23 protein-coding genes are annotated in these 17,121 nt (G+C 69.9%); 12 read left to right on the top strand and 11 right to left on the bottom strand.

All coding sequences use genetic code 11. The features are described 5' to 3' along the window. Window positions 1–4: 4 nt before the first annotated feature. Both VGL85_RS03030 and VGL85_RS03025 read left to right on the top strand, forming a co-directional pair. Window positions 5–583: a methylated-DNA--[protein]-cysteine S-methyltransferase gene (locus tag VGL85_RS03030; protein WP_331585841.1), complete on the top strand. Its 579-nt coding sequence runs from the start codon at window positions 5–7 to the stop codon at window positions 581–583. Beyond that, window positions 580–963, top strand: a complete 384-nt coding sequence (locus VGL85_RS03025) for a DUF4345 family protein (protein ID WP_331585839.1) — start codon at window positions 580–582, stop codon at window positions 961–963. Before VGL85_RS03030 ends, VGL85_RS03025 begins: the two co-directional genes overlap by 4 nt. Here the strand turns inward: VGL85_RS03025 and VGL85_RS03020 are convergent. From VGL85_RS03020 to VGL85_RS03010, 3 genes are all read right to left on the bottom strand, one after another. Further along, window positions 952–1,533 carry a hypothetical protein gene (locus VGL85_RS03020; protein ID WP_331585837.1) on the bottom strand — a complete coding sequence of 194 codons (582 nt, stop codon included), beginning with the start codon at window positions 1,531–1,533 and terminating at the stop codon, window positions 952–954. The two genes, VGL85_RS03025 and VGL85_RS03020, sit on opposite strands and share 12 nt — an antisense overlap. A gap of 141 nt (window positions 1,534–1,674) precedes the next feature. Further along, window positions 1,675–1,917 (bottom strand): hypothetical protein, encoded by a 243-nt coding sequence (locus VGL85_RS03015; protein ID WP_331585835.1) that lies wholly within the window; start codon window positions 1,915–1,917, stop codon window positions 1,675–1,677. Between the two features lie 175 nt (window positions 1,918–2,092). Continuing rightward, window positions 2,093–3,325 (bottom strand): FAD-dependent oxidoreductase, encoded by a 1,233-nt coding sequence (locus VGL85_RS03010; RefSeq protein WP_331585833.1) that lies wholly within the window; start codon window positions 3,323–3,325, stop codon window positions 2,093–2,095. Between the two features lie 100 nt (window positions 3,326–3,425). On the opposite strand from VGL85_RS03010, the gene VGL85_RS03005 reads away from it, so the two are divergent. From VGL85_RS03005 to VGL85_RS02990, 4 genes are all read left to right on the top strand, one after another. Beyond that, a complete protein-coding gene (locus VGL85_RS03005) occupies window positions 3,426–4,277 on the top strand; it encodes an aspartate/glutamate racemase family protein (protein ID WP_331585831.1) in 852 nt (283 codons plus the stop codon). Window positions 4,278–4,292: 15 nt separating this feature from the next. Next, the gene (locus VGL85_RS03000) at window positions 4,293–4,811 is read left to right on the top strand and encodes an SRPBCC family protein (protein ID WP_331585829.1); all 519 of its coding nucleotides are present in this window, start codon (window positions 4,293–4,295) and stop codon (window positions 4,809–4,811) included. Window positions 4,812–5,077: 266 nt separating this feature from the next. Further along, window positions 5,078–5,971 carry a hydrogen peroxide-inducible genes activator gene (locus VGL85_RS02995; RefSeq protein ID WP_331585827.1) on the top strand — a complete coding sequence of 298 codons (894 nt, stop codon included), beginning with the start codon at window positions 5,078–5,080 and terminating at the stop codon, window positions 5,969–5,971. 102 nt (window positions 5,972–6,073) lie between these two features. Next, window positions 6,074–6,634, top strand: coding sequence for a PadR family transcriptional regulator (locus VGL85_RS02990; protein WP_331585825.1), 561 nt, complete (start codon window positions 6,074–6,076; stop codon window positions 6,632–6,634). Between the two features lie 260 nt (window positions 6,635–6,894). On the opposite strand, the gene VGL85_RS02985 is transcribed toward VGL85_RS02990, so the two are convergent. After that, the gene (locus tag VGL85_RS02985) at window positions 6,895–9,003 is read right to left on the bottom strand and encodes a prolyl oligopeptidase family serine peptidase (RefSeq protein ID WP_331585822.1); all 2,109 of its coding nucleotides are present in this window, start codon (window positions 9,001–9,003) and stop codon (window positions 6,895–6,897) included. A 121-nt stretch (window positions 9,004–9,124) separates the two neighbouring features. On the opposite strand from VGL85_RS02985, the gene dapF reads away from it, so the two are divergent. Genes dapF through VGL85_RS02970 form a run of 3 tightly spaced genes read left to right on the top strand, consistent with a single transcriptional unit; the run spans window position 9,125 to window position 11,702 of the window. Further along, on the top strand, window positions 9,125–9,946 hold the full coding sequence (gene dapF / locus VGL85_RS02980) for a diaminopimelate epimerase (protein ID WP_331585820.1): 822 nt from the start codon (window positions 9,125–9,127) through the stop codon (window positions 9,944–9,946). Further along, window positions 9,943–11,235 (top strand): tRNA (N(6)-L-threonylcarbamoyladenosine(37)-C(2))-methylthiotransferase MtaB, encoded by a 1,293-nt coding sequence (gene mtaB / locus VGL85_RS02975; RefSeq protein WP_414695160.1) that lies wholly within the window; start codon window positions 9,943–9,945, stop codon window positions 11,233–11,235. The genes dapF and mtaB overlap by 4 nt, the downstream gene beginning before the upstream one ends. Next, a complete protein-coding gene (locus VGL85_RS02970) occupies window positions 11,232–11,702 on the top strand; it encodes a GFA family protein (RefSeq protein WP_331585816.1) in 471 nt (156 codons plus the stop codon). Before mtaB ends, VGL85_RS02970 begins: the two co-directional genes overlap by 4 nt. On the opposite strand, the gene VGL85_RS02965 is transcribed toward VGL85_RS02970, so the two are convergent. After that, window positions 11,699–12,328: a trimeric intracellular cation channel family protein gene (locus VGL85_RS02965; protein ID WP_331585814.1), complete on the bottom strand. Its 630-nt coding sequence runs from the start codon at window positions 12,326–12,328 to the stop codon at window positions 11,699–11,701. The genes VGL85_RS02970 and VGL85_RS02965 overlap by 4 nt on opposite strands. Before the next feature lie 221 nt (window positions 12,329–12,549). Here VGL85_RS02965 and ftsY point away from each other — a divergent pair, with 221 nt between their 5' ends. From ftsY to VGL85_RS02950, 3 genes are all read left to right on the top strand, one after another. Beyond that, window positions 12,550–13,494 carry a signal recognition particle-docking protein FtsY gene (ftsY, locus tag VGL85_RS02960; protein ID WP_331585812.1) on the top strand — a complete coding sequence of 315 codons (945 nt, stop codon included), beginning with the start codon at window positions 12,550–12,552 and terminating at the stop codon, window positions 13,492–13,494. Continuing rightward, window positions 13,491–14,153 (top strand): inner membrane-spanning protein YciB, encoded by a 663-nt coding sequence (locus tag VGL85_RS02955; protein WP_331585809.1) that lies wholly within the window; start codon window positions 13,491–13,493, stop codon window positions 14,151–14,153. Before ftsY ends, VGL85_RS02955 begins: the two co-directional genes overlap by 4 nt. Window positions 14,154–14,238: 85 nt before the next feature. Further along, entirely contained in the window at window positions 14,239–14,838 is a 600-nt protein-coding gene (locus VGL85_RS02950) for a MarR family winged helix-turn-helix transcriptional regulator (protein WP_331585807.1), read from the top strand. On the opposite strand, the gene VGL85_RS02945 is transcribed toward VGL85_RS02950, so the two are convergent. From VGL85_RS02945 to VGL85_RS02920, 6 genes are all read right to left on the bottom strand, one after another. Continuing rightward, window positions 14,835–15,056 (bottom strand): hypothetical protein, encoded by a 222-nt coding sequence (locus VGL85_RS02945; protein ID WP_331585805.1) that lies wholly within the window; start codon window positions 15,054–15,056, stop codon window positions 14,835–14,837. The genes VGL85_RS02950 and VGL85_RS02945 overlap by 4 nt on opposite strands. Before the next feature lie 87 nt (window positions 15,057–15,143). Next, window positions 15,144–15,422 carry a hypothetical protein gene (locus VGL85_RS02940; protein WP_331585803.1) on the bottom strand — a complete coding sequence of 93 codons (279 nt, stop codon included), beginning with the start codon at window positions 15,420–15,422 and terminating at the stop codon, window positions 15,144–15,146. 53 nt (window positions 15,423–15,475) lie between these two features. Beyond that, window positions 15,476–15,997 (bottom strand): DsbE family thiol:disulfide interchange protein, encoded by a 522-nt coding sequence (locus VGL85_RS02935; protein ID WP_331585801.1) that lies wholly within the window; start codon window positions 15,995–15,997, stop codon window positions 15,476–15,478. A gap of 9 nt (window positions 15,998–16,006) precedes the next feature. Next, window positions 16,007–16,153 (bottom strand): heme exporter protein CcmD, encoded by a 147-nt coding sequence (gene ccmD, locus VGL85_RS02930; RefSeq protein WP_331585799.1) that lies wholly within the window; start codon window positions 16,151–16,153, stop codon window positions 16,007–16,009. 12 nt (window positions 16,154–16,165) lie between these two features. Next, window positions 16,166–16,894, bottom strand: a complete 729-nt coding sequence (ccmC, locus tag VGL85_RS02925; protein ID WP_331585797.1) for a heme ABC transporter permease CcmC — start codon at window positions 16,892–16,894, stop codon at window positions 16,166–16,168. Window positions 16,895–16,940: 46 nt separating this feature from the next. Beyond that, window positions 16,941–17,121, bottom strand: a 181-nt coding sequence (locus VGL85_RS02920; protein WP_331585795.1) for a hypothetical protein, incomplete at its 5' end; no start/stop codon positions are given.

Genomic DNA, 17,121 nt, shown 5'->3' with positions numbered 1-17,121 from the left:
TCCCATGACCCAATACACCCTCTTCGAGACCGCCATCGGCTGGGCCGGTTTGGCCTGGGGCGAGAGCGGCCTCGTCGCCGCCCACCTGCCGGACGCCACGGCGGAGGTCGCGGCCAGGAGCTTCCGCCGCCGCTTCCCGGAGATCGTCGAAGGCGCGCCGCCGCCTTATGTGCTGGACGCCATCGCCCGCATCCGGGCCCTGATGGAGGGCGAGCCCGTCGACCTGACCGGCGTGCCGATCGAGATCGAGCGCGTGCCGGAATTCAACGCCCGCGTCTATGAGATCGCCCGCGCCGTGCCGCCGGGCCAGACCATCACCTATGGCGAGATCGCCCAGCAGCTGGGCGACAAGCTCTTGGCCCGCGATGTCGGCGCGGCGCTGGGCCAGAACCCCTGGCCGATCGTGGTGCCCTGCCACCGGGTGACGGCGGCGGGCGGCAAGCCCGGCGGCTTTTCCGCACGCGGCGGGGTGAACACCAAGCTGAAGCTGCTGACCATCGAGGGCGCGGCCTTCGTGCAGCCGCCGCCGGCGAAGCCCGCGAAGGCCCAGGCCGCCACGGCACAGCCGTCGCTGTTCGATTGACCCCAGCCGCCGAGCGCCGCCTGCTGCAGGCCGTCATCGCCATCGCGGGGATCGTCCCGGTCGGCGGCGGCCTGTGGGGCGTGCTGGGCCACATGAGCACCGAGGGCGCGCTCTCGACGAGCAACGCGCGCTATCTCTCCGGCCTGCTGCTGGGCGTCGGCCTGACCTTCTGGATCGCCATCCCGACCATCGAGCGGCGCGGGACCATCGTGCGGGGCCTTGCGGCGATCGTGGTGATCGGCGGCCTGGCGCGGCTGGCCGGCGCGGTGTCGGTCACCGGCTTTCCGCCCGCCGTCGCCCTGCCGCTGGTCATGGAGCTCGGCGTCACGCCGCTGATCGCGCTGTGGCGTGAGCGGGTCGAGCGCAGGCTAGCCGGCTAGAGGCCGGCCCGCCGAGTTGGCGAGGTAGAGGCCGATCAGCAGCAACAGGGCGACGCCCTGAATCCAGCGGGTCTTCACGAAGGCCAGGATGACGGACAGCACGATCAGCACGGAGACCGGCGAGGCCAGGGTGAGCGGGTCGAACCGGCGGTGCGCCACGGCGACCTGCGCCCAGATGTCGACGGCGGTCATCAGCACGGTCTCGCCAGCGAACAGCAGCCAGAAGCGCCGGCGCACCGCCTGGAAGTGGGCGGCGAGATCGATGGGCCCCCCGTGCGGCGTCTCGTCCGGCAGGGCCGCGGCGGCCAGGAGGAACATCATCACCGTCGCGCTGACGATGCCGAGGAACATCTCGAAGGTCAGGCCACGCGCGATCTGGGCGGTGCCGAACCAGCTCCACCACTGGGTGAGGATCTTCAGGAAGGCGACGATCGCCGCCAACGGTGCGAGCGCATCCCAACGCACCCGTGCGCCTGCGCTCAGCAGCCGATGCAGGCTGATCGCCAGATCGCTGACCGCCAGGCCGAGGATGACGGCGATGAACGCCAGCAGATATTCGAAAGGGCCCACCCAAACCTCCGCGCCCCGCAAGAGCGGGAACCGAGCGTGGCCGGGATGTTAATCGCGATCCGAGGTTTCAGCGGAATGGATTTCGCGCGCCCGACCCCTTGAAAGGGATTTGCGCCCAAAGCCGGCCGGAGCGGCGGCGGTCTACTTCAGATCGTTCAGATGGCCCTTGAGGAGCTGGGCCACCAGTTCGGCGACGGGGCCGCCGGTGGCCTGCTGGTTGGCGGCCTCGATCCCCAGCGCATCCATCATGGCGCGATGGGCCTTGGGCGAGAGGGTGGCGAAGGCGCGGGTGGTGGCGCGCGAAAGCGCCAGCGCCGTCTGGACGTCGATGTCGAGCGCGACGGCCGCGACCGGGTCGATGGCGGGGATGGATTTCGGGGACATGATCGTTCGATGAGGCCGGGTGACGCAGCGGCGCTCCAACCGCCCGGAACGGCGGTCGGCGCAAGCTCCCGTCACAGCTTGGCTTGAGGCTGGGTTGGGCCGCTAGATGGGTCGGTCTGACAGCGGTGTCAACCTGCGGCGTCCCAATTCGGCACACTTCAGCTTTGGCGGTGGCTCAGGTCTTCAGGCGCCCGAACAGGTCGGCGAGCACGCCCACGGCCCGCTCCGCCTCGGCCCGGTCGATCACCTCCTGGTCGTTCTCATAGCCCATCATGTCGCCGCCCCAGAGCGCCTGGACGACGATGCCGTCGCGCCGCGAGAGCATGCCGACGTGGTGGTAGTAGAGGCCGTAGTCCACCTCGGCCTGCGGGATCAGCCAGGCGATCTGGCCGCGCACCGGGGTGACGCTCTCGTCGCGGCAAAGGACGCGGGCCCCGTAGCCCGGGCAGTTGATCACCACCTTCTGCGGCAGGGTGGCGAGCTCGGAGAGCGTGTGGAACTCGCGGCGCTCCACCTGGCCGCCGCCGGCCAGGAAGTCGGCCATCAGGGTATGGGCGTAGTCGGCGACGTTGAACTGCAGCTGCGAAGAGCGGCGCACCTCAGTCCCCGGGAACGGGGTCGCGCCGGGCGGGGCGACGTGGTCGCGCGGCGTGATGTCGGAGAGGCGGTCCGAATAGCTGGCGAATTCCAGGGCCGGGCGGGTCTGCGGCGGCGAATAGGCCGGCCGGTCGTCGAGCACCACATAGCGGTCGCGCCACTCCACCGGCGAGCCGGGCAGGCCCAGGTAGCGGCGGTAGCGCTTGAAGGAGATACGCGCCATCTCCTCCCAGAGGTCGCCGAAGCCCGGCGGCGCGGCGCTGGCCAGCGCGATGCGGCTGTCCGGCGTCCAGCTGCCGGTGGCGCGCGCCGAGCGGGCGTCGGGCAACAGCTCCTTGGCGTAGATGGTGACCTTGGCGCCGGCCTCCTGCGCCAGGATCGCCGAGGTCAGGCCGAGCGCGCCGCAGCCGACGATGGCGATTTCCTTCGGGCTGTTCGCCATGGCCTTGCGCAGCGCCATGGTCCCCGAGCCCCAGGACAGCGACCAGCCGGAGCCGCCGTGGCCGTAGTTGTGGACCACGAGGGTGTTTCCGATGGTCTCGGCCTCGATCCGCGGACCCTGGGCGCGGAACGGGCGCAGGCAGACGGTGATGTCGAACACCCGATCCATGCTGGCCCGCACCCGATAGATCGGCGGGCCGGGCGGAAGCTTCGTCGCGGTGGCCAGATTCGGGGCCGACGCAGGCCTGACCGGCGCGGGTGTGGAGATCGCGACGCAGCCGCCCAATCCGAACAGAGCGGGGCCCAGGAAGCCGGCGCTCGCCGAGACGCCGAGGAGTTTGCGCCGGTCGAGGTCTGAAAAGCGCGCCATGGGCTCCTCCGGAAGACTCGCGTCGGCCAGACTGGCCCCCGCGCAAGCGTCGCCGCAAGGGGCTGGTGACAGTCCTGGCGGGCGCCGCTAACACCGGGTCATGGCCATCGGCGTCTTCGATTCCGGCGTGGGCGGGCTGTCGGTCCACCGCAGCTTGGTGCGCCAGTTCCCCGCCGCCGACTTCATCTATCTGGCCGACCAGGCCAATACCCCCTATGGCGGCCGGCCCGGCGAGGAGATCGTGACCCTCACGCGCGCCGGCTGCGAGCGGCTGTTCGCCGAGGGCTGCAGCCTGGTGGTCCTGGCCTGCAACACAGCCTCCGGCATCGCGCTGCGGCGCCTGCAGCAGACCTGGCTGCCGGGCTATCGGCGCGAACTCGGCCGGCCGGTGAACGTGCTGGGGATCATCGTGCCGACCATCGAGGCGGCCACCGGCCTGCCCTGGGAGCACGAGGCCGAGCGGCGCGGCGACAAGGTCGAGAAGCTGGACGTGCTGGCGGTGTTCTCGACGCCGGCGACGACCGGCAGCCGGGTCTATGAGATCGAGATCGACAAGCGCCGCCAGGACGTGGCGGTGTTCTCGCAAGCCTGCCCGGAGCTGGCGCCGATGATCGAACAGGGCGCGGCCCGCGACGAGCTGGCCGCCGCCGTCGCCCTGCACGTGAAGGCGATCACCACCCGCATCGGCCGTCCGCCCGACCGGGCGATCCTGGGCTGCACCCACTATGAGATCGTGGGAGACCTGTTCCGCGCCGCCCTGCCGGCGGGCGCGCCGCTGATCCACCAGCCGCAGGCCACCGCCGAGGCCCTGGGGCGCTATCTCGAACGCCATCCGGAATACGACGCCGGGACGGGCGGCCGCCGCCGCTTCCTGACCACCGGCCGCCCGGGCGCCCAGTCCAGCCTGGTTGAAGCCTTCTGGGGTGGGCCGCTAAGCTTCGAGCAGGCCTAGGAGGAGGTCCCGATCATGAAACGACTGCTTTTCGCGCTGGCCGCCGTGGCGGTCGCGGGTGCGGCCCGCGCCGAGGTCACCGACCGCTCGCCCGCCGGTTTCGAGGTGGTCGAGAAGGCCACCATCGCCGCGCCCAGCAGCAAGGTCTGGGATGCGCTGATGCGACCGGCCAAGTGGTGGTCGAGCCAGCACACCTTTTCCGGCGACGCCAAGAACCTGTTCATCGATCCGGCCGGCTGCTTCTGCGAGCGGCTGAAGAAGGGCGCGGCGCGGCACATGGACATCGTCTACGCCGACGGCGCCACCATGCTGCGGCTGTCCGGCGCGCTCGGGCCGCTGCAGGCCACCGGCGCCTCGGGCCACCTGAGCTATGCGCTGAAGCCGGTGGGCGAGCAGACCGAGGTCACCTTGAGCTACGACGTCGGCGGCTACGTCAAAGGCGGCGTCGAGTCCTTCGCCACCCCGGTGGACAAGGTGCTGGGCGAACAGCTCGCCCGGCTGAAGAAGGCCATCGAGACGGGCAAGCCGGATTAGGGCTGCGGAAAACACGGACCACACGGAAGATGGCCTTGGCGCTTTCCGTGTCCTTCCGTGAATTCCGTGGTTTCCAAATTCTGCCGGCTCCGCCGGTCTCGTTCGTGTGGTTCGTGGACGAATCCCGGGGCAGCCAGCGCCGCCTCGCCGGCGACCGCATGGCTGCTCAGCCTGGATCACCCGGACAAGCCGGGTGATGACGAGGGTTGGTGCAATATCCCGTCGATTGAGCGTGGATTTTCGATAGAGCGAGCCTATCTTGAGGCATGCTCCCGACCCTTCGCCAACTGCAGTACCTGAAGCTGCTCGCCGACCACGGCAGCTTCGGCCGCGCCGCCGAGGCGGCCCACGTGACCCAGCCCACCCTGTCGTCCGGCATCCAGGAACTGGAGAAGACCCTGAACGCCCCGGTGGTCGACCGCGCCCGCTCCGGGGTGATCCTCACCGCCGTGGGCGAGGAGGCGCTGCGCCGCGCCACGGTGATCCTCAACGAGACCGAGGAGCTGGTGGAGGCGGCCAAGAACGCCGGCCAGCCGCTGACCGGCCGCTTCCGCCTGGGCGTCATCCCGACCGTCGCGCCGTTCCTGTTGCCGCGCGCCCTGCCGTTGCTGCGCCAGCGGTTCCCTAAGCTGCGGCTCTATCTGCGCGAGGACCTCACCCAGCGGCTGATCGCGGCGCTGAAGGCGGGCCAGCTCGACGCGGCCCTGATCGCCCTGCCGTTCGACATGCACGGGCTGGACTGGGCGCACGTCTCCGACGACGAGCTGCTGGCCGCCGTCCCCGCCGACCATCCGCTGGCGCGCGAGAAATCCGCGGCGCCCGAGGCGCTGGAAAAGGAAGGCATCATCCTGCTGGAAGATGGCCATTGCCTGCGCGAGCACGCGCTGGCCGCCTGCGGGCTGAAGCCGCCGCGCGCCGCCCCGGGCGAGGAGAGCTTCGCCGCCACCTCGCTGCCGACCCTGGTGCAGATGGTGGGCTCGGGCCTGGGCGTCACCTTCCTGCCGGCCATGGCGGTGGACGCGGGCCTGGCCGAGGCGGCCCAGGTCGCCGTGCGGCCGATCGATGCGCCGCACCCCAGTCGCGAGATCGTCGTCGCCTGGCGCGCCGGCTCCAACCGCGGCGCCGAAGGCCGGCTGCTGGCCGAGGTGCTGCGGGAGTGAGGTCCGACTTCAACGACTAAAAAAGATATATCGAAATACGCTTGCATTTCGAAAACAGTCCAGATATATCGAAATCGCCCCGACTAAGGAGGGGGCTTCGATATGCATAGACACCATCATTTCTTCGGCGACCGGCACGAGCGCCATGGCCGCGGCCGCTGGGGCCACTGGGCGGAGCACGCCCGCGACCATCACGGCCGCCATCGCGGCGGGCGCTTCATGGAGCACGGCGACCTTCGCTTCGTGGTCCTCAGCCTGATCGCCGAACAGCCGCGCCACGGCTATGAGCTGATCAAGGAGCTGGAAGAGCGCACCGGCGGCGCCTACCGGCCCAGCCCCGGCGTCATCTACCCGCTGCTTTCGCTGCTGGAGGACGAAGGCTTCATCCGCCCGACCGAGGCGGACGGCGGCCGCAAGCTGTTCGAGATCACGGCGGAAGGCCGCGCGGCCCTTGAGCAGAACAAGGCCGGCGTCGACGCCATCTTCGGCCGCATGGACGAAGCCAGCCAGGCCTCGCGCCACTCCGGCCATCGGGTCGGCCGCGCCATGGCCAACCTCGGCATGGCGCTCGGCCAACGGATGCGCCGCCCGATCACCGACGAGCAGATCGACCGGCTGATCGCCATGATCGACGACACCGCCGCGGCGATCGAAAAGCTCTAAGACCCGCTTCCTTCGGCTGACGCCGCGCCCAGGTGGGCCGGCGCTATCCTACAGTCAAAGGTCCGGCGCCCCCGCCTCGCCAGAGGCGGAGGTTTCGCGTTTCCGGTGTCATCCCGGAATGGCGCGTAGCGGCATGTCCGGGACCCATTGACTCTGTGTCGCCAGGAGAGGCTCAGCGTCGAAGTTCAGGCCTTTCCCCACCCAGGGCGTGTATGGGTCCCGGTCTTCGCCTGGCGGCGAAACCGGGATGACACCGCGTTTCAGTCCATCAGCTTTTGGGACAGATAGACGTAGTGCCGGGCCCAGCGGCGGGCGTTCAGTTCCGGGTCGGCGTCGTTGGCGTGCCCGCCGAAGGTCTGCTCGTAGTAGAGATAGGGCAGGCCCATCTTCTCCATCATCGCGGCGAACTTGCGCGGATGGCCCGGATGCACCCGGTCGTCGCGGGTGTTGGTGGTGATGTAGGGCTCGGGGTATTTCACCCCGGGCTTCAGGTTCTGGTAGGCCGAATATTTGGCGATGAACTCGCGGTCCGCCGGAATGTCCGGATCGCCGTATTCCGCCACCCAGGACGCGCCGGCCGACAGGTGGTTGTAGCGCAGCATGTCGATCAGCGGGCTCTCGACCACCACCGCGTTGAACAGTTCCGGATGCTGGGTCATCGAGACCGTGGTCAGGATGCCGCCGTTGGAGCGCGCATAGATGCCCATGTGGCGCGGCGAGGTGATCTTCCGTGTCTCCAGGTCCTTGGCCACCGAGGCGAAATCGTCGAAGGCCCGCTGGCGGTGCTCGCGCAGCGCCGCCTCGTGCCAGGCCGGGCCGAACTCGCCGCCGCCGCGGATGTTGGCGACCACATAGGCGCCGCCGCGCTCGAGCCACAGCTTGCCCATCTGCGGGATGTAGGCCGGCGGCTCGGAAAGCTCGAAGCCGCCGTAGCCGAACATCTGGACGGCCGTTGAGCCGTCGAGCTTCATGTCCTTCCGGTGGACCACGAAGTAGGGGATCTTGGTCCCGTCGTTCGAGGTGGCGAAGTGCTGGTCCACCACGTCCTTGCTGGCGTCGAACTGGGCCGGAAGCTGCTTCACCCTGGCGGTGGCGAAGCCGGCGGCGTCGGCCAGCCATAGCGAGGTCGGGTCGAGGAAGCCCTCGGCGGTGAAGAACATCTGGTTGTCGTCGTCCGACGCGCTGACCAGGTTGATGTTGGCGTTGGCCGGCAGCTTCAGCCGGTGGGCCAGCCAGACGCCTGCCTTGTGGTCGTAGACGTCGACCGCGCCCTTCACGTCGTCCAGCAGGACGATCGCCAGCCGGTCCTTCGAGGACGACACCCGCTCCACGGCCTCGTGCGCGCCGGGCATGAACACCAGCTGGGCCTTGGCGTTCGCCGGGTCCTTCTTGAGGTCGGCCAGGTCGTAGCTGATCACTGCGCCGGCCTTGAAGGCCTTCCAGTCCTGCTTGATCGTGAAGACCAGCTGGCCATCGACGTAGGTGTCTTCCTCGACCTTCCGGGGCAGCGGGATCGCGGTCAGGCCGCCCTTGTCGTCGAGCAGCTTGAATTCGCGCTCGTAGAAGGTGAGGCCGTGGCTGATCATCACCCCGTCGACCGCGCCGTGCTCGCCCTCCAGCACCCGGGCGCCGGCCTGGACGTCGGTCTTGGCGCCGCGGAACACCTCCCGAGGCTCGGCGCCGCGCTTCACGATCTTCACGACGTAGGCGTAGCCGGACCTGGTCACCTCGTCGGGCGTCCAGGGGCGGGAGACGATCAGGGTGTCCTTGTCGATCCAGGCGGCGTTCTGCTTGGCGTTGGGGAAGTGGAAGCCACCTTCGACGAACTTGCCGGTCGCAGTGTCGAACTCGCGATCCTCAACCGCGTCCGAGCCGCCGTTGGAGAGGTGGACGAGGCAGAGCGTCTGGGCGGGCTTCAAGCAATTGGCGCCCTTCCAGATCCAGTTCTTGCCCTCGGCCTTCGACAGGGCGTCGAGGTCGAGCAGGGTCTGCCACTTGGGGTCGGCGGTGCGGTAGGACGCCAGGCTCGTGTGCCGCCAGATCCCGTGGATGTGGGTCCCGTCCTGCCAGAAGTTGTCGACGCCGCCGGCCCGGAACCGCGGGGTGGCGATGCGGTCCTTGGCGGTGAAGATCGCCAGCGCCTCCTTGCGGAACACCTCGTAGCGCGGGTCTTCCTCCAGCCGCACGTGGGTCTTGGCGTTCTGGCCCTCGACCCAGGCCATGGACCTGGGACTGTCGATGTCCTCCAGCCACTGGAAGGGATCGACCGCGCCGATCTCCTTGGGGCCCTGGGCGTGGGCGGCCGTGAGGACGGCGCCGGCGGCGGTGAGCGAGACGAGGGCGGCGAGCGTGAGCGGCAGAGCTTTCATGCCCACATTTCTAGCGAGGTCGGAACGAACCTGTCTCGCGCGGAGTGATTTCCGGTCGGAAACGCGCCTGTTCCTTGGCGCGCGTGCCTAACGGCCGCTCTTCGCCTATATGTCCGCCGCCATGAGCCGTCCGTTCCTGAAGATGAACGGGCTCGGCAACGACTTCGTCGTGGTCGAGGCCCGCAGCGCGCCGTTCGCGCCGAGCGCCGATGAGGTGCGCGCGATCGCCGATCGGAAGAGCGGCGTCGGCTGCGACCAGCTCATCTCGATCGAGCCCGGCGAGGGCGCCGACGCCAAGGCGCGGTTCTGGAATTCCGATGGCGAGGAAGTCTCCGCCTGCGGCAACGGCACGCGCTGCGTGGGCTGGCTCTTGATGCAGGCCGCCGGGACCGACCGGGCGGTGATCGAGACCCAGGCCGGCCGGCTGATCGCCACCCGCGCCGGCGAGCGGCTGGTCAGCGTCGACATGGGCGAACCGGGCCTGGACTGGCGCGACATCCCGCTCAGCCGCGAGCAGGACACCCGGGCGCTGGACGCGGCGCTCTATGACGACCCCACGCTTTCCAGCGCGCCGGGCTGCGTCTCCATGGGCAACCCGCACGTGGTGTTCTTCGTGGACGACCTGGACGCCACGCCCATCGCGACCATCGGGCCGCTGGTCGAGCACGACATCCTGTTCCCGCAGCATGTGAACGTCGGCTTCGCCCAGGTCATCGACCGCGGTCGCATCGCCTTAAGGGTCTGGGAGCGCGGCGCGGGCCTGACCCGGGCCTGCGGCACCGGCGCCTGCGCGGCGCTGGTGGCGGCGTCGCGCCGTGACCTGGCGGATCGCGCCGCCGTGGTCGTCACCGATGGCGGCGAACTCTTGATCGAATGGCGCGAGGACGGCCACGTCCACATGACCGGCCCGGCCGCCGTCGACTTCGCGGGGGAGCTGCCATGAGCGGCGAGCCCACCGACGTCGATATCGTGACGTTCGGCTGCCGGCTGAACGCCTACGAGAGCGAGATCATCCGCAAGCAGGCCGCCGCCGACGGGCTCTCCGACGCCGTGGTCTTCAACACCTGCGCGGTGACCGGCGAGGCGGTGCGCCAGGCCAGGCAGGCGATCCGCAAGGCGCGGCGCGAGCGGCCGGGCGCGAAGCTGATCGTCACCGGCTGCGCCGCCCAGATCGACCCCGCCGCCTTCGCCGCCATGGCCGAGGTGGACTTGGTGCTGGGCAACGCCGAGAAGTCACAGGCCGGCGCCTATCTGCCGAAGCCGCAGGCCGGCCGGGTGCGGGTCAACGACATCATGAGCGTGCGCGAGACCGCCGGGCACCTGGTGGATGGGCTGAAGGACCGCGCCCGCGCCTATGTCGAGGTGCAGAACGGCTGCGACCACCGCTGCACCTTCTGCATCATCCCTTATGGCCGCGGGAACTCGCGCTCGGCGCCGGCGGGCGAGGTGGTGGAACAGGTGCGAAGGCTGGCCGCCCAAGGCTACCGCGAGGTGGTGCTGACCGGCGTGGACGTGACCAGCTGGGGCGCCGACCTGCCGGGCGCGCCCACCCTGGGCCAGCTGACAGCCCGCATCCTGAAGCTGGTCCCGGAGCTGCCCAGGCTGCGCCTGTCGTCCATCGACGCGGCCGAGATCGACGCCGACCTGCTGCGCTGCCTGGCCGAGGAGCCGCGGCTGATGCCCTACCTGCACCTGTCGCTGCAGGCGGGCGACGATATGATCCTGAAGCGGATGAAGCGCCGCCACAGCCGCGCCGACGCACTGCGGCTGGTGGCCGAGGTGCGCGCCGTGCGCCCCGACACCGCCTTCGGCGCCGACCTGATCGCCGGCTTCCCGACCGAGACCGAGGCGATGTTCGAAAACACCCTGTCGCTGGTGGAAGAAGCCGGGCTGTCGTTCCTGCACGTCTTCCCCTACAGCCCGCGCCCCGGCACGCCGGCCGCGCGCATGCCGGCGGTCGCCAAGCCCGAGGTGAAGGCCCGCGCCGCGCGCCTGCGGGCGGCGGGCGAGGCGGCGCTCGGCCGCCACCTGGACCGTCAGGTCGGGCGAAGGCTGATGGGGCTGGTGGAACGTGCCGATCCCAAGCAAGGGGGCCTCGCCCGGGCCGAGGACTTCACCGAGATCGCCTTCACCGGCCCGGCGGCGGTGGGCGAGGTTGCGGCCTTCGCGGTCACCGGCCACGACGGCCGGCGAGTCCTGGCGCGGGTCCCGGTCCTGGAGGCGGCGGAATGAGCATCAGCGGCGGTTGTCAGTGCGGGGCGGTGCGCTTCCGGGTCGAGGGCAAGGTCGGGGCGGCCTCGATCTGTCACTGCCGCATGTGCCAGAAGGCGACCGGCGGCCTCTTCGGATCCTACGCCTCGGTCCGCCCGGACGAGCTCACCTGGACGCGCGGCGCGCGCCAGCGGTTCCAGAGCTCGAACAAGGTCTGGCGCGGCTTCTGCGCCGATTGCGGAAGCCCGCTCACCTATGAGTACGGGGACCGCCTCCTCGCGCTCGCCGTCGGCGCCTTCGACCAGCCGGGTGAGATCAGGCTGCGCGAGCAGCTCGGGTCGCGCGATCGCATCGCCGATTTCGCCGCGCTGGCGGCCCTGCCGGTCCATGAGGAGGACGAGCCCCGCGCCGCCGCCCATCTGGCCAGTATCACGTCCTACCAGCACCCGGACCACGACACCGAGGCCTGGCCGCCGGCCGAGCGCTAGCCGTCCGCGTCGGTTGGGCCGCCGAACCCCGGCAGCGACCATTTCCAGAGGATCGCCCCGGCGCGCAGGGTGAGCGCGATGCCGAAGCCTGCCACGCCCGCCGCGATAGTCGGCATGCCCACCAGGGTCAGGATCACGAAGGCCGCCGCGCCGGCCAGCGCCGGGGTCACATAGAGCTCGCGCTGCAGCAGAACCGAGGGTTCGTGGGCCAGGACATCGCGGATCACGCCCCCGAAGGTGGCGGTCAGCACGCCCATGACCACGGCGCTGAACGGCGGCGCGCCCAGCGACTGGGCCTTCAGCGCGCCGACCACCGTGTAGGCGGCCATCCCCAGGGCGTCGAGCCAGGTGAGCGTCTGGCCGCGGAAGCGGCGCGGGCCCAGGATCCACACCGCCGCGGCGGCGGCCAGGCAGGCCACGATGTACTGCGGCCTGCCGACCCAGAAGACCGGCGCGCCGATCAGCAGGTCGCGCAGGGTCCCGCCGCCGACGCCGGTGACCGCGGCGAAGAAGCCGAAGGTGACGATGTCATGCTTGCGCCGCGCCGCCGCCAGCGCGCCGGTCGCGCCGAACACCGCGACGGCGGCGTAGTCCAGCACGGTGAGCGTGGCGGTGAGCCGATCCATGGCGCCGCTAGCGTCCTGATTCCGAAGTTCGCATGCGCATGTGGCGGGCTCCGACGAACTTCGGAATCAAGAAGGACGCTAGCCAATATAGACTTGCTCGTGTGCTTTTCGGATTTGAAGTTCGCTCGGCGCGCGACCCAGAACGAAGCGAACTTCAAATCCAGCACACGAGCCTGGAAGGGTTCGTGACGGCGCGCAATGAGCCCGCTATAGGCCCCCGCATGACCGAACCCAAACGCGGCTGGTTCTCACGGCTCACCGAAGGCCTGACGCGCTCGTCCAAGCAGATCAGCGAGCAGATCACCCAGGTCTTCGTGGCCAAGGAGCCCCTCGACCAGGCCAAGCTCGACGAGCTGGAGGAGATGCTGATCGAGGCCGACCTCGGCCCGCACTCCGCCGCCCGCATCACCCAGCGCTTCGCCGACGAGAAGTTCGGCAAGAATGTCGACGAGGCCGAGATCAAGGAGGCGCTCGCCGCCGCGATCGGCGACGAGCTGGCCGCGCGCCAGGGCCATTTCGACGCCTTGGCCGGCCCGCGGCCCTACATCGTGCTGTTCATCGGGGTGAACGGCTCGGGCAAGACCACGACGCTCGGCAAGATCGCGTCCGACCTGGTCGGCCGCGGCGCCAAGGTGCTGGTGGTGGCCGGCGACACCTTCCGCGCCGCCGCCGTGGAGCAGCTGAAGGTCTGGGCGGAGCGGGCCGGCGCCGACTTCATCTCCCGGCCGATGAACTCCGACGCCGCTGGCCTGGTCTTCGAAGCCGTGGAACGGGCCCAGGCGCAGAGCTACGACGTGGTGCTGATCGACACCGCCGGCCGGCTGCAGAACAAGCAGGGGCTGATGGATGAGTTGCACAAGATCATCCGCGTGGTGAAGAAGGTCGCGCCCGAGGCGCCGCACGAGACCCTGCTGGTGCTGGACGCCACGGTGGGGCGCAACGCCCTGGCCCAGGAGAACATCTTCGGCAACCAGATCGGGGTCAGCGGCATCGTCATGACCAAGCTCGACGGCACCGCGCGCGGCGGGGTGTTGGTGCCGGTCGCTCAGGCCTCGGACAGTCCGATCAAGCTGATCGGCGTGGGCGAGGGGATCGACGACCTGCAGCCCTTCGACGCCCATGCCTTCGCCCGCTCCCTGGTCGGCCTTTCGGAGCCGGTCCGTTGAGTAACGAGACGCCCCACCTGTCCACGCCGGCCCGCAAGGCGCCGGCCCCGGTGCATTGGTTCGTGAACTACGCGGGTCTGGTCGCCTTCCTGATCAGCGTGCTGGTGACCAAGCTGCAGCACTACGACGACAACGAATCCGCCATCCTCTCGAGCTGGGCGATCATCGGCGGCTCGGTGCTGGCGCTGCTGGTGGGCCTGCTCTGGGAGCGGCGCCTGGCGAACATGCCGCTGGTCACCGCCGTCCTTGGGCTGATCTTCGGCGGCCTGACGATCTTTTTCCACGACGCGCGGTTCATCAAGGTCAAGCCGACCATCCTCTACACCGCCTTCGGCCTGTTCCTGGTCACCGGCGCCCTGCGCGGCAAGAACCCGCTGAAGGTGCTGATGGGCGACGCCTTCCATCTTCCGGACCCGGCCGTCCGTACGCTCACCCTGCGCTACGCCCTGTTCTTCTTCGCCCTCGCCGTCGCCAACGAGGTGGTCTGGCGCACCCAGAGCACGGTCACCTGGGCGTTCTTCAAGTTCCCGGGCGTGGCGATCATCATCTTCCTGTTCGCCATGAGCCAGGCGCCGCTGATCATGAAGCACATGCCCGACGACGAGGCGGAGGCGGCGAAGGAGCCGGCGGACGGCAAGCCGCCGGTGGACGCGCCATAGACTTGCGGCGCCGCCCACGGAAGGTCTGTAATCAAACCGACGTATTCCTCCTTTATTGACGCTGCCGAGCTCGCGGGGGAGACCGATGGCCAAGAGCAAGTCCGGCGCTAAGGGCGGCATCGCCGCGCTCGACCAGTCGCCCAGCCACCTCCTGCACCGCGCCCTGCAGCGGGCCCTCGACATCTATGTGGACGAGTTCGGCGAGGCCGGGATCACCCAACGACAGTATGCGGTGCTGGCCGCCGCCGACGAGCGGGAGGGCGCGACCCAGGCCGACCTGGTGCGGATCACCGGCATCGACCGCTCGACCCTGGCCGACATGGCGCGGCGGATGATCGGCAAGGGCCTGCTGGAGCGCGAACGCTCCAACATCGACGCCCGGGCGAACGCGGTGCGCCTCACCGAGGAGGGCCGGCTGGCCCTGGCCGCCGCCCGGCCGAAGATGGCCCAGGCGGACGCGCGGCTGCTGAAGCTGATCTCCGGCGGCGGCCGCCGCTCGGCCTTCGTGGGCCTGCTGCGCGACCTGGCCCGCACCCCGGACGCGCCGAAGGCCGAAAAGAAGGCGCCGGCGAAAACGGAAAAGGCCCCGAAACCGGCCAAGCCCCCGAAGCCGGCCAAGGTCGCCAAGGCGGGCAAGGCCGGCCACAAGGGCGGGCACAAGAAGGCGAAGAAGAAGGCCGCCTAGTCCAGCGCGTCTTCCTGGGTCGGCTGGCCGGGCCCGACGATGGTCGAGGGCCGCAGGAACGGCGAGCGCAGCCGTACATAGGATTCAGACGGCAGGTTGCGGGTCACCAGGGCCAGCAGGGCCGAACCCTGAGCGTCCTGCGGGGGCGAGCGCTCGCCGTACAGCGCCTCCCACAGGGCGACGGCTTCCGCATGGATCCTGGAGTCACGGGTCTGCATGGCGTTCCAGAAAACACCTGTGAGCGACCGCCGTTCCCGGTTAAGGAAGTTAATTATTCTAAAGGTTTAGCTCTATGGCTCGCGGTGTCAGACGCGGATGTCGAGCAGCGAGCCGGGTCGAAGGATCTTGGCCGGAGGCTCGGTGGGAACCGCCGCCGGGCGCAGTTGCGCCGGGGCGGCTGCGGGAGCGGCCGTCGGCGTGAAGGTCGCCGCCTGCGGCGCGGCGGGCGCAGCCGGCGCGGCGGCCCGGCCCAGGGCGGCGTCGAAGAAGGCCCGTTGCGCGGCGGACCGGGCGGCGTCCGCGGCCTGGCCCGGCGCGGCGGTCGGGGCCTGGGGCGGAAAGGCGTTCGGGCGGATCGGCGTCACGGGCGAAGGGGCTCAAGTATGGTTAACGCCCGCTCAACTTGCCCCGGTCGTGATCAACGCCCGGTTAACATCCGCGCGGTCAGCGGCTGGACGTCGCCCGGGCTCAGGTTGGTGTACTTGGCCAGCACCTCGCCGCCCTGCGCCACCACATAGGTCTCCGGCACGCCGGAGACGCCGAACTCGATGCCGGCGCGGCCGTCGCGGTCGACCAGCCGCTCGCTGAACGGATCGCCCAGCTTGGCCAGGAAGGCCTTGGTGTTCTGCGGGTCGTCCTTGTAGGCGATGCCGACGATCCGCACGTGCCTGGCCTGAAGGTCCATCAGCACCGGGTGCTCGATCTGGCAGGGGCCGCACCAGGACGCGAAGAAATTGATCAGCACCGGGCCCTGACGCGACGCCTCGCGGACCTGCTGCAGGGCGCCGTCGTCGAGGTTGGGCAGGGCGAGGTCCGGCGTCTCCTTGCCGACCAGCGCCTTGGGGATCACATGCGGGTCGTGGTGCAGGCCGTAGCCCGCGAACAGGATGGCCAGCACCGCCAGCACGACCAGCGGCAGGGCGGCGACCCACCTACTCATGGCTGGGGCTCATTTCCGCGACAGCTCTTCGTAGCGCGCCTTCCAGCGGCGCGAGAGGTTGAGACTGGCGCCCACCATGGCCACGAACACGGCGGCGGAAAGGCCATAGGCGGTCCAGATGTAGAAGGCGTACTTGCCGGTTTCGAGGTGGATCATGTGAGCCCCAGGTCAGCCCCTGGCGATCCGCAGGGCGGCGGCCTCGGCGCGCCGGCGCCAGACCTCGCCGCGGATCCGCACCAGCCACAGCGACCCGAACGCCGAGGTGTAGGCCAGCACCATCAGGATCACCGGCCAGTAGAACACCGGCGCCAGTTTCGAGCCCGTGGACGTGAACACCGAGGCGCCCTGGTGCAGGGTGTTCCACCAGTAGACGCTGTAGTGGATGATCGGCAGGTTCACCGCGCCCACCAGGGCCAGGATAGCGGCGGCCCGCGCCCCCTTGGTCTCGTCGTCCATGGCGGCGCGCAGCGCCATGTAGGCCAGGTAGATCAGGAACAGCACCAGTTCCGAGGTCAGCCGCGCGTCCCACACCCACCAGGCGCCCCATTCCGGCCGGCCCCAGAGCGAACCGGTGGCCAGGGTCAGCAGGGTGAAGCCCGCGCCCAGCGGCGCGGCGGCCTGGGCGGCGCAGTCGGCCAGGAGCTGGCGCCAGACCAGCGAGAGCAGGCTGGCGACCGCAAGGCAGGCGTAGACGAACTCGCTCATCCACGCCGTCGGGATGTGGATGAACAGGATGCGGACCGTGAAGCTCTGCTGGTAGTCCGGCGGCGCGCTCCAGCCCAGCCACAGGCCGGCCACGGCGCAGGCCACGGCGATCGCCCCGAACATCGGCGCGGCCCAGCGCGAGAACGCCATGAACCGCTCGGGGTTGGTCAGGAAGGCCGGAGCCGGGATCATGGGGCCGGATTAGACCGCGCTTCTGATCCCGGCAAGCACGGCGCAGTCAGTCGAGCCGCGGCGGGGCGGGCGGCGCGGGCCGGACCGGCAGGGGCGGAAGCGGCGGCATGCGGCCCATGTGGGGCAGGCCGTCCATGCTCACCATCACCCGCATGTTGCCCATGCCCGGCAGGATCATCATCGGGCCGGGCAGCGGCATCTCGTCGAACACCTTCTTCTGCGAGGAG

The organism is Phenylobacterium sp. (assembly GCF_036501465.1).
In the GTDB taxonomy this organism is placed as follows: domain Bacteria; phylum Pseudomonadota; class Alphaproteobacteria; order Caulobacterales; family Caulobacteraceae; genus Phenylobacterium.
Note: the sequence above shows the minus strand (reverse complement) of the source record. Positions and strands in the feature narration are given on the sequence as shown.